14 protein-coding genes are annotated in these 16,363 nt (G+C 65.7%); 12 read left to right on the top strand and 2 right to left on the bottom strand.

The window, feature by feature from the left end:
* Window positions 1–467 precede the first annotated feature (467 nt).
* Window positions 468–1,490: an AraC family transcriptional regulator gene (locus tag Q1V71_RS05470; protein WP_300641502.1), complete on the bottom strand. Its 1,023-nt coding sequence runs from the start codon at window positions 1,488–1,490 to the stop codon at window positions 468–470.
* Window positions 1,491–1,594: 104 nt separating this feature from the next.
* On the opposite strand from Q1V71_RS05470, the gene Q1V71_RS05465 reads away from it, so the two are divergent.
* The 4 genes from Q1V71_RS05465 (at window position 1,595) to Q1V71_RS05450 (ending at window position 6,225) form a co-directional block, all read left to right on the top strand.
* Window positions 1,595–1,915, top strand: coding sequence for a 2Fe-2S iron-sulfur cluster-binding protein (locus Q1V71_RS05465; RefSeq protein ID WP_300641501.1), 321 nt, complete (start codon window positions 1,595–1,597; stop codon window positions 1,913–1,915).
* 37 nt (window positions 1,916–1,952) lie between these two features.
* Entirely contained in the window at window positions 1,953–3,335 is a 1,383-nt protein-coding gene (locus Q1V71_RS05460) for a cytochrome P450 (RefSeq protein WP_300641500.1), read from the top strand.
* Complete coding sequence (locus tag Q1V71_RS05455; RefSeq protein WP_300641499.1) at window positions 3,332–4,534, top strand: FAD-dependent oxidoreductase; 1,203 nt, start codon at window positions 3,332–3,334, stop codon at window positions 4,532–4,534. Before Q1V71_RS05460 ends, Q1V71_RS05455 begins: the two co-directional genes overlap by 4 nt.
* Window positions 4,535–4,596: 62 nt before the next feature.
* Window positions 4,597–6,225: a fatty acid--CoA ligase gene (locus tag Q1V71_RS05450; RefSeq protein ID WP_300641498.1), complete on the top strand. Its 1,629-nt coding sequence runs from the start codon at window positions 4,597–4,599 to the stop codon at window positions 6,223–6,225.
* A 48-nt stretch (window positions 6,226–6,273) separates the two neighbouring features.
* Here Q1V71_RS05450 and Q1V71_RS05445 read toward each other — a convergent pair whose 3' ends face one another.
* The gene (locus tag Q1V71_RS05445; protein ID WP_300641497.1) at window positions 6,274–7,503 is read right to left on the bottom strand and encodes a helix-turn-helix domain-containing protein; all 1,230 of its coding nucleotides are present in this window, start codon (window positions 7,501–7,503) and stop codon (window positions 6,274–6,276) included.
* A gap of 307 nt (window positions 7,504–7,810) precedes the next feature.
* On the opposite strand from Q1V71_RS05445, the gene Q1V71_RS05440 reads away from it, so the two are divergent.
* The 8 genes from Q1V71_RS05440 to Q1V71_RS05405 are packed head-to-tail and all read left to right on the top strand — an operon-like array spanning window position 7,811 to window position 16,348.
* A complete protein-coding gene (locus tag Q1V71_RS05440) occupies window positions 7,811–8,581 on the top strand; it encodes an ABC transporter permease (protein WP_300641507.1) in 771 nt (256 codons plus the stop codon).
* Window position 8,582: 1 nt separating this feature from the next.
* The gene (locus Q1V71_RS05435) at window positions 8,583–9,443 is read left to right on the top strand and encodes an ABC transporter permease (RefSeq protein WP_300641496.1); all 861 of its coding nucleotides are present in this window, start codon (window positions 8,583–8,585) and stop codon (window positions 9,441–9,443) included.
* A 5-nt stretch (window positions 9,444–9,448) separates the two neighbouring features.
* Window positions 9,449–10,609, top strand: a complete 1,161-nt coding sequence (locus tag Q1V71_RS05430) for an MCE family protein (protein ID WP_300641506.1) — start codon at window positions 9,449–9,451, stop codon at window positions 10,607–10,609.
* A 1-nt stretch (window position 10,610) separates the two neighbouring features.
* Window positions 10,611–11,651 (top strand): MCE family protein, encoded by a 1,041-nt coding sequence (locus Q1V71_RS05425; protein ID WP_300641495.1) that lies wholly within the window; start codon window positions 10,611–10,613, stop codon window positions 11,649–11,651.
* Window positions 11,648–12,631: an MCE family protein gene (locus Q1V71_RS05420; RefSeq protein ID WP_300641494.1), complete on the top strand. Its 984-nt coding sequence runs from the start codon at window positions 11,648–11,650 to the stop codon at window positions 12,629–12,631. Before Q1V71_RS05425 ends, Q1V71_RS05420 begins: the two co-directional genes overlap by 4 nt.
* 38 nt (window positions 12,632–12,669) lie before the next feature.
* Window positions 12,670–13,833, top strand: coding sequence for an MCE family protein (locus Q1V71_RS05415; RefSeq protein WP_300641493.1), 1,164 nt, complete (start codon window positions 12,670–12,672; stop codon window positions 13,831–13,833).
* Window positions 13,830–15,035: an MCE family protein gene (locus Q1V71_RS05410; RefSeq protein ID WP_300641492.1), complete on the top strand. Its 1,206-nt coding sequence runs from the start codon at window positions 13,830–13,832 to the stop codon at window positions 15,033–15,035. Before Q1V71_RS05415 ends, Q1V71_RS05410 begins: the two co-directional genes overlap by 4 nt.
* Window positions 15,035–16,348 carry an MCE family protein gene (locus Q1V71_RS05405; protein WP_300641491.1) on the top strand — a complete coding sequence of 438 codons (1,314 nt, stop codon included), beginning with the start codon at window positions 15,035–15,037 and terminating at the stop codon, window positions 16,346–16,348. The genes Q1V71_RS05410 and Q1V71_RS05405 overlap by 1 nt, the downstream gene beginning before the upstream one ends.
* Window positions 16,349–16,363 lie beyond the last annotated feature (15 nt).

The raw sequence follows: 16,363 nt of genomic DNA, 5'->3' as shown, positions 1-16,363 counted from the left end.
GAGCGGTCATCGTGATGACTCCATTCGAGAGTGCTGTGAGAGGTTCACTCGAAGGATCACGCGGTGGCCGCTGCTTCGTCTGGCGTACACGCCGGTGACGATCCTGGCGACCGCGCTACACCACTATCGGGGACTCAACTTGCGCCGTGGCTACGCCATGACGCGCACGCCGGGTCGACCTGCCCGTTGTGTGGGGCGTAGCCGTTCGGACGAGACCAGATGGCATGCGCGCCGCTCGAATCAGGCTCCAAGCCAGTCGCGACGCGGGACACGTTGCGGTTTCTCGCCTCTCAAGTTTCGAGTTGTCGCTCTCTGCCGACGCCTGTGCGTCTGCCCCCTGGGACGCAGCGAGGTCACGGTCGTCGATAACGCGGCCATAGCTGAGCAGCCACAGTCTGCTGCCCTAATGGTCGCTCGGACCGATGGTGGATCGGTCGATGCACACGCGTGCGCAGACCCACTGTTTGTCATTCCGCTCGAATTTGGTTGTCGGCTCGACGAAATTCGCTGGGTGACTGCCCCGTCCAGCGCTTGAATGCGTGCGAGAAGTTGGCCACGTCGCCGTAGCCGAGCGCATGTGAGATCTGGCCGATGGACAGCGAATGGTCGAGGAGCAGCACGATAGCGCGCTCGCGCAGCAATGTTTCACGTACCTCGCGGAAGGTGGTGCCCTCGTGGTCGAGCCGGCGCTTCAAGGTGCTGACTGACATGCCCAACGTGGCCGCGACCTCCTCGCTGCTGCTGTGCCAGGGATCGTTCTCGATCGCTCGTCTCACGGTCTCCGTGGCGTTGCCCGGCAGCCGGCTGCGTTCGAGCGTGCGCCGCAGTTCGGTGACGGCGAGTCGGTAGGCGAGAGGGTCTGCAAAACGGCAGGGGACTGAAAGGACCTCGGTGGGCACGTGGATGAACGAGGCGTGCCCTCCGAACAGCAGACGGCCAGGCAGGACCGACGCTGCTTCGGTCGACGTTGCGGGAGCCTCCCAAGCAAGGTGCAAGGTGAGAGCGTGCAGTTCCCCGGACAGCTTGTCTATGAGCCGCAAGAGCGCCGCTCCGCCGTAGGCGACCACGAGGCAGTCGAGCGCACGGTCTCCTGTATGACCGGCGAGACCTACTGTCAGCCCGGTGTAAGTCATGTGGAAGTGAGGCTTAAGGGCACCTGAAATGACCGGCAGGTAGCCGAGAAGCTCTAGGACCTCGGCCACGGAAGCGGCACTGACCAAGGGGAGGCTGAGTGGGCCGAAAGAGGTCAGCTGGGCATGTTCGGCGAAGGCGAGCCCCAAGCTGGTCGCGCTACTGGGATCGAGGTCGGGATAGACCTCGCGAAACCATCGGATCGGCACCTGCTGGTCGCGCCTGACCAGCTCGGGCTCTGACCACCCCTCACGAGCGATGATGCGGCGGAAGTGAGACACCGCGTCAGGGCGGAGGGCGTCACTGTTGAGCAGCTGGACGAAGGCCAGCGGCGGAACGCCGGCATCGTCGCCTGTCATACCCACCCCTGAGCCGAAATCACAAGCTTTTGACACGCGTGACCATAGCCAGGGGCGGGAGTGTTCTCAAGACTGGGGTGACGTTTTGAGTGAGGAGTTCCACCATGTCAGTAGTCACCTTCATTTCCCACGACGGCGAGAAGCACGAGGCGCCGCTCGAGGAGGGCGAGTCGCTCATGCGGATCGCCATCGGCAACGCCATCCCCGGCATCGATGGTGATTGCGGAGGAGAGGCTGCGTGCGGGACGTGCCATGTGATTGTTGACGACCAGTGGATCGATGAGGTCGGTCGGTCCACGGCGGCCGAGGAGGAGATGCTGGCGATGAACCCCGAACGCGAACCCTGTTCCCGGCTCTCGTGCCAGATGACAATGACGGAGAGCTGTGGTGGCCTCGTGGTCCGGCTCCCCGAGTTCCAGATGTGATTCAGGAGAGACCATAGATATGACGACCTTGACGAACGTGACCGACGCCCTGGCTGAGCGCGCGCAGTCGCTTGTGCCCATGGAGCTCCAGATCCGTGGCGCTCATCTGTATGACTGGACACGGCGCTTCGTGACCCGGACGAACGGTCAGAAGATCTTCGTGGAGCAGCCGATCCCTCCGGTCGAAGAAGTGGCTCTCGCGGACATCGACTTGAGCAACCCGTTCCTTTATCGGCAGGGTAAGTGGCAGTCCTACTTCAAGCGGGTTCGCGACGAAGCTCCGGTCCACTTCCAGGCTCGCAGCCCGTTTGGCCCGTTCTGGTCGATCACCCGACACGCCGACATCATCGCGGTCGACAAGGACCACGAGACCTTCTCCGCCGAGCCGTTCATCATCATCGGAGAGCCGCCTCGTTTCATGGACGTCGCGATGTTCATCGCGATGGACCCGCCCAAGCATGACCGCCAGCGTGCTGCGGTTCAGGGCGTGGTTGGTCCCAAGAACCTCCGTGAGATGGAGTCCTTGATCCGCTCGCGCGTCGTGGACGTCCTCGACAGCCTCCCCGTCGGTGAGCCCTTCAACTGGGTCGACCTCGTCTCGATCGAGCTGACAGCACGGATGCTTGCGACATTGCTGGACTTCCCCTACGAGCAGCGGCGCAAGCTGGTCGAGTGGTCCGATCTGGCCAGCTCGATGGAGCAGGCCAATGGCGGGCCGTCCGACAACGACGAGGTCTTCCGTGGGTTCGTCGACGCTGCTCGAGGGCTCAGCTCGCTGTGGTACGACAAGAAGGCTCGCCTCGCCGCGGGCGAGGAGCCGGGCTTCGACCTCATCACCATGTTGCAGAGCAACGAGGAGACCAAGGACCTGATCGATCGACCGATGGAGTTCCTGGGGAACCTCGTCCTGTTGATCGTCGGGGGGAACGACACCACGAGGAACTCCATGAGTGGTGGCGTCCTGGCCCTGAACCAGTTCCCCGACCAGTTCGAGAAGCTCAAGGCCAACCCGGACCTCATTCCCAACATGGTCTCGGAGATCATCCGGTGGCAGACCCCTCTCGCCTACATGCGACGGGTGGCGAAAAAGGACACGATCCTCAACGGTCAGTTCATCCGCAAGGGCGACAAGCTTGTCATGTGGTACGCCTCGGGCAACCGTGACGAGCGTGTCTTCGATCGGCCCGATGACCTGATCATCGACCGGAGCAACGCCCGCAACCACATCTCCTTCGGGTTCGGCGTGCACCGGTGCATGGGCAACCGCCTGGCGGAGATGCAACTGCGGATCCTCTGGGAGGAACTGTTGCCTCGCTTCGAGAAGATCGAGGTCGTGGCGGAGCCGGAGTACGTGCAGTCCAACTTCGTACGGGGCATCAGCACGTTGATGGTCCAGCTGACTCCGAAGAAGGCCGAGTGACCCGTCCTCGGGCCGTCGTCGTCGGAGCCAGCCACGCCGGCGCACAAGTGGTGGCCAGCCTTCGTCAGGAGGGTTGGGAGGGCGAGGTCGTCCTCATCGGCGACGAGTCGTCGTTGCCGTACCAGCGGCCCCCGCTGTCCAAGGCGTATCTCGCGGGGAAGAGCAGCCTCCAGGACCTGGTCATCCGCAAGTCAGAGTTCTATGACAAGCACGACATCGAGGTCGTACAGGCCACGGTGACCCGGATCGACCGGGGCTCACGCAGCATCGTCACCAGTGACGGCGAGACGTGGTCGTACGACGGGCTGGCGCTCTGCACGGGGGGGCGGGCGCGCACGCTCGACCTTCCAGGGGGAGGACTCGCGGGAGTTCACTACCTGCGCACCTTCTCCGACGTGGAAGCCATTCGGATGGCCGCGTCGCCAGGTCGTCACGCGACCATCGTCGGCGGGGGCTACATCGGGCTGGAGACGGCCGCGTCCTTGCGCGCGCTCGACATGCAGGTGACGGTGCTGGAGGCCGCGCACCGCGTGCTCGAGAGGGTCACCGCTGCCGAGGTATCCCACTTCTACGAACGGATCCACCGGGAGGCCGGTGTGCAGGTCCTCACGGGTGCGCAGGTGGAGGCCATCGAGGGTCGAGACCGGGCCCGGGCGGTGATCCTGGCGAGCGGGGAGAGTGTCACCACCGATCTGGTGATCGTCGGCGTGGGCCTGGTCCCGGACACCGAGCTCGCCGCTCAGGCTGGGCTGGTGGTGGACAATGGCGTCGTGATCGACGACGTCGCCCGCACCAGTGACGCTCACATCGTGGCCGCTGGAGACTGCGCGAGCCACCGCATGGCCCGCTACGACCGGCTGGTGAGGTTGGAGTCGGTGCCGAGCGCTACCGAGCAGGCCAAATCGGCGGCTGCGACCCTGTGCGGTCGGGAACGGCGTATCAGCGCGCTGCCTTGGTTCTGGTCCGACCAGTACGACCTCAAGCTGCAGATCGCCGGCCTCAATGCCGGGTACGACGACGTCGTCGTTGACGGGGACCCCGCCCACGGCCGGGACTTCTCCTGCTACTACTTCCATGGCGGTCGCCTGATCGCTGCGGATTGCGTGAACCGTCCGCGGGATTTCGTGAGGGTCAAGCACACGCTCAGCAAGGACCTGCACGTCGAACGCGCCGAACTCGCCAGCCTGCTCGCCACCTGATCGCCCCACCCCTCGACACGGGGTACATTGCTCACTGCGTTGAGCCCGACCCGGAGGAAACCATGCGCAGCACCATGATGAACGTCCCCCTGACGACCGCAGCGATCCTCAGGCATGGCGAGCGGGTCCACGCCACGGCGCGGGTGCGCACCCTCCAGGCCGACGGCACGATCAGGACCGGGACGTTCGCCGAGGTCGGGCGTCGCTCGGCCCAGCTGGCGCACGCCCTTCGCGCGTGCGGGGTCGACGGCGACGACCGCGTCGCGACGCTCATGTGGAACAACCAGGAGCACGTCGAGGCCTACTGCGCGGTCCCGTCGATGGGCGCAGTGCTGCACACGCTCAACCCTCGCTTGACGCCGGCGCAGCTGGTCTACGTCGCAGGCCACGCCGATGACCGGGTGGTCATTGTCGACGGCACCCTCGCTCCGCTTCTGGCTGCGATCCTGCCTTCGCTCGACAGCGTACACACGGTGGTTGTGACGGGCGGCGTCGATCTGGGACCCCTGCGGCGCGAAGGAGTCGCGGTGATCGGGTACGAGGAGTTCTTGGCGGGACACCCCGAGAGCTACGAGTGGCCCGAGCTCGGCGAGTTCTCGGCGGCAGCCATGTGCTACACCTCCGGGACGACAGGGAACCCGAAGGGTGTCGCCTACAGCCACCGCTCCACGTATCTGCACTCGATGGCCGCCTGCGCGGCCGATGGGCTCAGCGTCACCGGGGACGACGCGATTCTTGCGATCGTCCCGATGTTCCACGCGAACGCCTGGGGACTGGTCTACGCGGCGCTGATGGCTGGGGCCGACCTCGTCATGCCCGACCGATTCCTCCAGGCCGAGCCCCTGGTTCGGCTCATTGCCGAGGCGCGTCCCACGATCGCGGGAGCGGTGCCGACGATCTGGAGCGACGTCCTGAACTACCTCGATGCCAACCCTGGTCACGATGTCTCGTCCCTGGGTCTGGTGGCATGCGGCGGTTCCGCGGTACCGCTCCACCTGATGCAGGCCTTCGAAGAGAAGTACGGCGTGCGGATCCTCCAGGCCTGGGGCATGACCGAGACGTCCCCGCTGGCGGCCATCGCGCGCCCTCCCGCCACGGTCACCGGAGAGGAGCACTGGAGCCTGCGAGCCTCCCAGGGCAGGCCTGTTGCCGGCGTGGAGCTGAGGCTCGTCGACGACGAGGGCAACGAGGTGCCTCACGACGGCAAGTCGGTTGGCGAGATCCAGGTCCGCGGCCCGTGGATCACCGGCGCCTACGTCGGGGACGAGGACGCCGAGAAGTTCGACGACGGCTGGCTGCGCACCGGTGACGTGGGCCGGATCGACGAGCGCAGCTTCGTGACCCTGACCGACAGGGCCAAGGACGTCATCAAGTCAGGTGGTGAGTGGATCTCCTCGGTGGAGCTCGAACTGCTGCTGGCCGGACATCCCGACGTGCTCGAGGCTACGGTCATCGGCGTTCCGGACGAGAGATGGCAGGAACGTCCTCTCGCCGCCATCGTGCTGCGCGAAGGTGCCGAGGTGTCCCCGGCCGAGCTGCGCGCATTCCTGGAAGGGAAGGTGGCGAGCTGGTGGCTGCCCGAGCGTTGGTGCTTCATTCCCGAGGTTCCCAAGACGTCGGTGGGCAAGTTCGACAAGAAGATGCTGCGCGCGCAGCACGCCGAAGGCTCGCTCGACGTCGTGGCGATCTAGAACACAGTAGAGCGCGCGGTACGCGGTGAAGCTGCCCCTCAGCCAGCATCAGGGCAGCTGGCCGCCGTGAGTCACGTCGAGGTGACGGAGGGCGATGGCCAGTTCGCTGCTCATCGCGCCCACGTCGCGACCGAGCAGCGCGCTCGCCTGCTGCAGGCGGTACCTGATCGTGTTGCGATGCACCGAGAGCTGGCTCGCAGCGCGATCGACGCTACCGCCTGCGGCCAGATAACTGGCCACGGTGTGCCTCAGACGCACCTGGTGATCGAGGGCCCCCCCCAGGTCTCCCAGCGTTCGTCGTATGAAGTCGTCCACTGTCTCGTCGCACCCGAGAAGGACCAGCAGCTCCATCTGGTCGTATTGATGGACCCCCTTCCTGTCAGGATGCACAACGCCTAGCGTGCGACGAGCCTGCCAGTGCGACGACGCGAAACCGACCAGTCCGGGCTTGCTCGCGCCGATGGCGATCCGCATCCCCTGAGCTGGGCCCTCGGAGGGAGTGAAGCCGGGGTCGAGCGGCATCGGCCGACGTGTCGCCGCCCAGATCCATAGTTGCCGCCCCCCCGGGCGTACCACCAGCGGCTGACGCAGACCGAGGTCCGCCGCCAGGTGGCGGCAAGCATCCTCGAGGTCCTCCATTGTCTGTCGTTGCTCACTCGTCGTCACGATGAGGGCGGTGTGGTGGTCGGCGATGGGATAGCCGCCCAATTCCGCCGAGACCCGGCGCCCCTCGAGAAGATTGCCATCGAGGACGCGTGACACCGTCTCCAGCCATAGGGCATTGCGTCCGACATCGATGTGTCGGCGTGCCTCGTGGTAGACGCGGCTGGTCTCGTTGATGGAGCGATCGATCCAGTCCGACGCTCGCTCCCACAGGTAGATCAACAGTTCCGTGCGCTCCGGTCGGGAGTCGTCGACCGCAGAGATCAGCTCCGTCGTGTACTCCCACGTGCCCTGCTGGGCGATGCGGTAGATCCGGTTGAGGGTCTCGAGCGGCAGCGACGTCTGGGCGGACTCGCGCGAGATGCGCTCGGCTGAGGCGACCAGACGGAATGAGAGCGCTGGTTGCGGCAGCTGTATCAGGAAGTTGAGCCAGTGCTCACGGATCGCCTCACCGATCTGTTCGGCCAGACCGTCACGTGACCCCAGCTCCGGAAGTTCGGCCATGATCCTTCCGCAGGTGCGCTCAACCCAGGAGTCCAGACGGTCGTCATCGGACTCGGTCTGCACGAAGCGCCGCACCCAGTCCTGGACCCAGCCGGATGGCTCGCTCGGCATGACTACTCTCCTCGACCTGGCATGGCGGCCCTAGGGTCATCCACCTTGTGCAAAGGTACAAGATAGGGTGCGTGTTCGAGTGGTTCGCACGAGACGTCGGAAGCCTCCTACCCGTGTAATCGTGCTCACATCCGGCCTGAAGAGGTGAGTGAGTGCACACGAGAACGTCCTTCACGACTGGGATGTGGGCTGCTGACGCGATCAACCGTGGGGTGCCATCGTGACGACCGTCCAACGGGACGTGCGCGTCCCCCCGTCGATGCCTGCAGGTATGACGCCGGACTCGCGGCAGATTGCCAAGTCGGCCATGAGTTCCAGCATCTTCGTGCAAGCGCTCACGACATTCGGCGACTTCTATGCGTTCTCCGGCAACGTGTTCAAGCAGATGTTCACGCGCCGATTCCGGTTCCAGGAGTTCGTCTCGCAGGCCTGGTTCATCACCACGGTCTCGTTCGCGCCCGCCCTCCTGGTCGCCATCCCTTTCTGTGTGGTCATCATCTTCCAGGTCAACCAGCTCCTCATCCAGATCGGGGCTGTGGACCTGGCGGGCGCCGGCGCCGCGGTCGCGGTCGTGCGCGAGATCGGGCCGATCGTGAGCGTCCTGGTCGTGGCCGGCGCTGGGGCCACAGCCATCTGCGCAGACCTGGGATCCCGCAAGATCCGAGACGAGATCGATGCCATGGTCACCCTCGGCATCGACCCCATCCAACGTCTGGTCGTGCCGCGCGTCCTCGCCTCGATGCTGGTCGGCGTGGCCCTCAACGGCATGGTCACAGTCGTAGGACTCATCGGAGGTTACGTCTTCTCAGTCATCCTGCAGGGGGCGACGCCTGGCCTCTTCGTGGCTGACCTGACCTTGCTCGTGGGCCTGGCGGACTTCGTCACCTCGGAGATCAAGGCCGCCGTTTTCGGCTTGCTGGCCGGTCTGACCGCCTGCTACCTGGGTCTCAACGCCAGGGGTGGCCCCAAGGGTGTCGGCGACGCAGTCAACCAGACGGTCGTCTTCGCCTTCATGCTGCTGTTCGCGGCCAACAGCGTGATCAGCGCACTGTTCCTCCAGATCAAGTTGGGAGCCTGACATGGCGGTGAACGCCTCCCCGGTGGGGACACGGCGGGGCCCACGGGCATCCGGTCTCCTCCGGCGGCCGACCCGGGGCCTGCGCAACCTCGGTGACCAGCTCGGGTTCCACGCCGCTGCCTACAAGGCTGTGCCGCGCACCATCCGCCACTACCCCAAGGAGATCGTCCGGCTCCTGGCCGAGGTCTCGCTCGGCTCTGGCGCATTGGCCCTCATCGGCGGAACCGTGCTGGTGATCGGCTTCCTCACAGCCGCCTCCGGCATCGAGGTAGGTCTGCAGGCCTACACCTCCTTCGACAACATCGGGGTCTCGGCGCTCTCGGGGTTCTTCTCCGCCTACTTCAACACACGTGAAGTCGCGCCCATTATCGCTGGGATCGCCCTGACGGCCACGGTTGGTGCGGGCTTCACCGCCCAGATCGGCGCGATGCGGGTGAGCGAGGAGATCGACGCCGTCGAGGTGATGGCTGTCCCGCCTATCCCCTTCCTCGTCACCACGCGCATCATCGCCGGCCTTATTGCCGTGGTGCCCCTGTTCGCCATCGCCTTGATGTCGTGCTGGCTCGCCACACGTCTGGTCGTCACGGTCGGCTACGGTCAGGCCCCCGGCACCTACGAGCACTACTTCGACACGTTCCTCGTGCCCACGGACTTGTTCTTGGCAGCGATCAAGGTCCTCATCATGGCCCTGGTCATCGTGTCGGTGTGTTGCTTCCATGGCTTCCGGGCGAGCGGGGGTCCCGCCGGCGTTGGTCAGGCCGTGGGTCGTGCCGTCCGCTCCGCCCTGATCGCCACGATGTTCGTGGACCTCATCTTCGCGCTGGCCATCTGGGGTCAGCCCTCTGTCCGGATCGCGGGGTGAAGGGAATGCTGAACTCGTTGCGCATCGACAGGCAAGTGGTGGCTGGCTTGGGACTCGTGATCATCGTCGCAGCGGTCCTCGTCGGAACTCTGCTGCAGTACAACCGCGTTTTCGCTGGATCGGTGGATGTGAGGGTGACGGCCGATCGTGCAGGCATCACGATGGACACAGGAGCGCCCGTCAAGTTGCGTGGCGTGGTGGTCGGTCGTGTCGGCTCCGTCGACGTCCGTGAGGGCGGGGTCGACATCGGCTTAGAGCTGGACCCTGACAAGGCCGATGCGGTTCCGCGCGGGGTCACGGCTCAACTGGTACCCCCAACAGCCTTCGGCGCTAAGTACGTGCAGCTGACCGTGCCGGACTCCGAAGCGACGGAGCCCATTTCGGAGGGGGAGGTGATCACTGCGACGGCGACGACGGTGGAGGTCGACGAGACCTTCACCAACCTCACGAACGTCCTCGAGGCCGCCAGACCGGCTCAGTTGAGCCAGGCACTAAGCGCTGTCGCAGGAGCCTTGGACCAGCGGGGTGAGCTGCTGGGAGAGCTCATCACGTTGACCGAGACCTACCTGACGTCGTTCAATCCCTCGCTCCCTGCACTCAGTGAGGACCTGCGCCGGGTCGACGATGTCGCCGCCGTCTACGACCTCGCCCGCCGCGACCTGATCACCACTTTCGACGGGGCTGCCACCACGCTCGAGACGGTCGTGCAGCAGCAGGCTTCGCTGCGCGCGCTCGAGCTGAGCCTGACCTCCTTCAGCAGCGAGGGGGACGACCTGCTGCGCGAGAGCGGTCCTGGGCTCAGCCGGTCGCTCCGGCTGCTCGACCCCGTCACCGGCACGTTGGCCCGCTACTCCCCAGAGCTGCCCTGCCTGATCGAGGGACTGGCCAAGGGCAACGAGCTCGCCGAGATCGCCGTGGGGGGAACCAACCCGGGCATCACGACCTTCACGCACGTCGTTCGCGGACGGGAGCCGTACCAGTACGCCACCGACCTCAAGCTCCTGGGTGAGAATCGCGGACCCAACTGCTTCGGTCTGCCCTACGTGACCCCGGCAGAGGCCCCACTCACGTACGAGCCGACCTTCGACACCGGCGTGAACCCCTTCAAGAACGCGCCGTCGAACGACTTCAAGCCCCTCGAGCTCCTTGGATTGGAGGTTCGCTGACGTGGTCAGCAGCCCTGAGCGCCTGCGCGAAAGAGCCGACTTGGTGCGGCTGACTGTCTTCCTCGTGGTCGCTGCCGTGGTCACGTTCTGGGTCGCAGCAGTGACCGACGAGTACCGCTCCGGCTCCACGGCTACCTACAAGGCCGCCTTCGAAGACGTGTCTGGTCTGCAGACGGGCGACCAGGTCCGCGCTGCAGGAGTGCGGGTGGGGGAGGTCGTTCACATCTCGGTGCGGCCCGACAGCACGGTTCTCGTGACCTTCGAGGTCGATGAGAGCATCACGTTGCGAGACACCACCACCGCGACAGTCGAGTACCGGAACCTGATCGGAGACCGCATCGTCCAGCTCGCCACGAGCGGACAAGAGGACGCGCGGGAGCTGCCTCCCGGTGAGACCATCGCCCTGGCCAACACCGCGTCAGCACTGGACCTGGACACGCTGCTCAACGGCTTCAAGCCGTTGTTCGCCGGACTCAACCCGTCGCAGGTCAACGAGCTGTCACAACAGTTGGTGCAGGTGCTGCAGGGCCAGGAGTCGGCGGTGGAGACACTCACGACGCGCATCGGTTCGTTCACCTCTGCCATCGCCCAGCGAGAAGAGCTGGTCACGCAAGTGGTCGGCAATCTGAACGAGGTCCTGCAGACGGTAGATGGACGCCGAGACGAGCTCAGGAACCTGATCGACGGTTTGGACGTCGTGCTGACGCGCTTCGATCAACAGGACACGGAGATCCTGGTCGCAGCCGATCAGATCGACCAGTTCGCCCGGGACGCCTCGGACCTGATTCGGAATGCTCGAGGAGATCTGACGCCGGACCTGCGCGCGCTGACAGTGGCAGCTCGTGGTCTGAACATGGAGAAGGACGAGCTCGTCGCGGTTCTTCGCCAGCTGCCCCGTCACTACCGCAAGCTCCAAAACGCGGGCTCCTACGGCAACTTCTTCAACTTCTTCCTCTGCGGTGTCCGTATCCAGACCGACGTGGCAGGCCCGCCGATCATGACACCGTGGATCAACTCCGACGCTGAGAGGTGCCAAGCATGAGCGTGCTGACCGGGCGAGCGCGCCAGGGCCTCATCGGAACGGTGCTCATCGCCGCCGTGGTCCTGGCGAGCCTGAACTTGAACAGGCTGCCTCTCGTGGGCAACAGCGACGTGATCGGGGCCAGGTTCGCCGAAGCGGGTGGTCTGAGAGGTGGGGACTCGGTCATGGTCTCGGGTGCCGAGATCGGGAAGGTACGAGAAGTCAGGCTGGAGGACGGCGCCGTGACTGCCGACCTGGCGCTGACCGACGACGACGTCGTCCTGGGCGAGGAGACCGAGGCTCGGATCGTCACGACCACCCTCCTGGGTCGTGCAGCCGTCGAGCTAGTGCCCCATGGCTCGGGTGAGCTGCAAGCAGGTGATGTCATACCCGTCGAGCGCACCTCGTCGCCGTACAGCATCACCAGCGCACTCAACCGACTGACGACCGAGAGCGGCCAGATCGACAAGGAGGCCCTCCAGCGTGCGTTGGACCAGACCGCGAGCGTCCTGGAAGGTTCGCAGGATTCGGTCGGGCCGGCGCTGCGCGGCATCACGGACATCTCCCGGGTGATCGCGGCGAACGACGAGCAGTTGTCTGTATTGCTCGACCGCGCCGCGCGGGTGACCGATGTCCTTGCCGACCGCGACGAGGAGATCGCGTCTCTGCTCACCGCTGGCGAGTCGCTGTTCTCAGAGCTCGACGCTCGCCAGCAGATCATCGACGAGCTCTTGAGCAGTGCCCGATCTCTGGCCGGCCAACTCACGGCGGTGCTCGAGGAGAACGCCCAGGTGATCGGCCCGGCACTCAACCAGCTGAATGAGATCGTCGACGTGCTCAACCGCAACCGCAAAGCACTCCAGGACACCATCACAGGACTCCGCGGCTATGCCACCGCCTTCGGTGACGCTGCGTCGACAGGTCCTTGGTTCGACGCCTACATCCAAAACCTCACCGATCCGGTCACCCTCGTCCCTGTCCTGTCTGGAATCCTCCCGTGAACCTGTCTCCGCTCGGCGGTCTGTTCCGTCGCCTGCCCGTGCTGCTCGTCCTCGGCCTGCTGGTGGCCGCTGGGATCGTCGTCTCGCGCGGCGGCGAGACCGTCGTCGAGGTGTCCTTCAGCAGTGCCGAGGGTCTCTACGAGGGCGACGACGTCCGTGTTCTGGGCGTGCCGGTCGGCACGATCAGCCGCATCACGCCGGGGGAGAACGGGGTGCAGGTCCAGCTCACCATCGACGACGAGCACCCCATCCCCGCCGATGCCCGCGCCGCGATCGTCTCACCGAGCCTCGTGAGTGGGAGGTTCGTCCAGCTCGAGCCTGTCTACACGGCCGGACCGACGTTGGAGGACGGTGCCGAGATCGGCTTGGAGAGGACCGCTGTCCCCGTCACCTTCGACGACGTCAAGCAGCAACTCACCGACCTGACCGGGGCTCTGGGCCCACGGGACCAGCGGCGCGGAGCCCTGGCGCGCACCCTGGTCGCGCTGGACAAGAACCTGAAGGAGGGCAACAGCACCGACCTGCGACGGGCGATCGCCGGCCTCCGCACGTCCGCGGCGGCCTTATCGGATCCGCGGTCCGACCTCTTCACCACCGTAGAGAACCTCGACACATTCACCCGATCCTTGGCGCTCAACGACCAGGCCGTGCGCGGATTCGCCCAAGAACTCGATGCTGTGGGCGAGGTCCTGGAGAGAAACCGCTTCGCTTTGACCGCGGTCCTGCGGGACCTGACAGGGACGTTGCGCACTGCCAGAGGCTTCCTCGACGCCAACGGGACCGGCATCGCTACGGCTGTGAGGCGAGTCAACCTGCTCTCGGCGGCGCTCGCCGACCGCTCCGACGAGCTGGCCGGGTCGCTGCACCTCGGCACCAACGCGCTGATCAACCTCGCCAACATCGTCGAGGGTTCGGCCCTGAAGGGACGAGCCACTCTCAGCGCGCTCGACAGCCTGCCCCAACTGCTGTGCGGGGCGATCCTCGGTGCCGGGGGCACCGCGGAACAGTGTGCTGACCTCATCGGGCCGATCCTTTCCAGCTTGGGGCTGGACAGCCTGGACCAAGGTCTGGTCCCCGGCATCAACGTGGGCGAGCCCGGCGACGGGGACGACCTTCCCGTGCCTGGTCTCGCGGGGATCGAGATCGACCTCCTCCAGACACTCGAAAGTCTGCTCACCGGAAGCACCAGGAGCGATCGATGAACGTGATGACGAGATGGAGTCGCGTGACCGGCGTGGCAGCGGGCTTGGTGTCGCTCTTTCTGGTGACCGGCTGTTCACTGCAGCCCAACGAGAACACCCTGCCCGGGCAAGTAGCGACCGGATCCGACGGCTACAGCGTCTCGGTGACCTTCGAGTCGGTGGAAAACCTCGTGCCCAACTCGCAGGTTCTCCTCGACGACGTGGTCGTAGGGACCGTCACTGCCATCAGGGTCGAGGACTGGAAGGCGGTGGCTGACATCCGTCTCCTCGATTCGGTTCAGATCGGTCGAGACGCTCGCTTCTCCATCGGACAGAAGACCCTCCTTGGGGCGCAGTATGTGCAGGTCGTCCCGGGGCAGACCTCCGACGCGAAGCCCTCGGACCTGCTGGCTGAGGGGGATGAAGTTCCAGTCGAGCGCACCGGACAGGCGCCCGGCACGGAACAGGTGCTCGCCGGCGTGGCACTGCTGTTGAACAACGGCGGACTCTCCCAGATCAGCACTATCACCGGGGAACTGACGTCCGCCTTGGATGGACGGCAGCTCGATGCGCGCGCCCTCGTCGACAGGTCCAACGAGTTGCTGGCGGTGCTCGACAACACCAAGGGCGAGATCATCAGCGCCCTCGAGTCCCTGGAGCGTCTGAGCAGTGGGCTTGCCGAGGACCGGCAGATCATCGCCAGGGCGATCGACGAGGTGGGGCCCGGACTGGAGGCCCTGGAAGAGGAACGGGCGCGACTGGTCGACGCGGTGACCACGTCGGGTAGGGCCAGCACTCGCGCCGTGGGTGTGATCCAGGCGAGCCAGGAGGCGATCCTTGCCAACCTGGCATCCCTCGGCCCGATCCTGACCAACCTGGGCAAGGCAGCTACGCGTCTCCCCGAGGCCCTGAAGATCGCCATCACGGTCCCCTTCCCGGCGATGACGACGGAGAACACCCTGCGAGGTGACTTCTCCAACCTCTTCGCCACGATCGACGTGTCCCGGCGCAGCCTCGTCGACCTTCTCCTGGGCACGAGCCAGGGCCCAGCCCTGCAATCCGGGGACCCGCTCCTCGGTCCTCTCCAGCCGCCGAAGAGCGGCCAGGAGGCGGGCGACGATCCGACGCCGCCTGAACCGCCGTCCTCGCCGAATCCTGCCCCGACTGATGACGCGGACGAGTCAGACGGCCCGTGCCTGCTCGGACTGCTGGGAGACTGCTGATGGCCCTGACCACTTTGATCAAGCGACAATTGCGCATCTTCGCGGTGCTGACGGTCGCGGCACTGTTCTTCTCTGTCGTGGTCTACGCCCGAGTGCCGGCGCTGCTCGGTTTCGGCGTGTACGAGGTGCGCGCTGAGTACGCGGACGCGAGCGGCCTCTACCCGAGAGCCCTCGTGACGTACCAGGGGGTTGCGGTCGGGGAGGTGTCCGGCCTGGACATCAATGAGCTGGGCGCGGTCGCCGTGCTGCGCATTGACAATGAGCACGAGATCCCAGCGGACGCGGTGGCTGAGCTGCACAGCACGTCGGCGATCGGCGAGCAGTACGTCGACCTGGTGCCTCCACAAGATCGTGTCGAGGGGGCGGAGCAGGCGGGCAGGCTCGAGGAAGGGGACGTCATCCCGGCGTCGCGCACGGTCGAGATGCCGCAGATCGGGCCCGTCCTCGAGTCGGCGAACCGGCTTCTGGAGTCCGTGCCGGAAACCAGCACGCGTAGGGTCTTGGACCAGATCGACGAAGGGCTCGGTGGTAGCGGTCCGGACCTCTCGGGCACCATCGATGACGCAGAGAAGCTCGTGGCCCTGGCGCAGGAGAGATTGGCTGTCACGACGTCGCTCATCAGGACTGCCCAACCCGTGCTGGGAACCCAGCAGACCTTGAGAGGGTCGACTCTCGGCTACGCCCAGTCCCTCGCCGCCTTCACCAGCGAGCTGGCCGGGCGTGACGACGATCTGCGGGCCCTTCTCAAGGAGGGGCCGGCAGGCCTGGACTCGGCTACGGACCTCGTGACGGATCTCCAGCCGACCCTGCCGCTCCTGGTGACCAACCTGACGACGAACGCCGAGGTGCTCAACACTTACTTGCCCCAGATCCAGGAAGGGCTGGTCTATTACCCGGTGACCGTGGCGCGTCTGCAGAGCGCGATCAACCCGCGCGCTGAGTTCGGCGACGTCAACCTCGATCTGCGTGCCAACGTCAACAACCCTCCCGCTTGCTCGCAGGGCTATATGCCCGCTGCTCAGCGTCGAGATCCGTCGGTCCAGTCGTTCCGGGATGTCGACCTGCTCGCCCATTGCACCGTCCCTGACGACGACCCGAAGTCGGTGAGGGGCGCTCGTCTGCTGCCCTGCCCCCAGGGCGAAGGACGAGGGCCGCTCCCGTCGTCGTGCGGTCTTCGGTTCGGTGAGGGCGTCTGGCCCGAGGGCGCCGGAGGATCCCGTGGCTCGGATCTCGCTCGAGGTCTGCAAGGAGAAGCCGTGCCGGATCGGGACGGTTGGCGGTCGCTCGTGCTCGGGCCCCTGAGCGTGCGATGACGGCGTCCACAGAGT

This window comes from Nocardioides sp. (assembly GCF_030149505.1).
Lineage (GTDB): Bacteria > Actinomycetota > Actinomycetes > Propionibacteriales > Nocardioidaceae > Nocardioides.
Note: the sequence above shows the minus strand (reverse complement) of the source record. Positions and strands in the feature narration are given on the sequence as shown.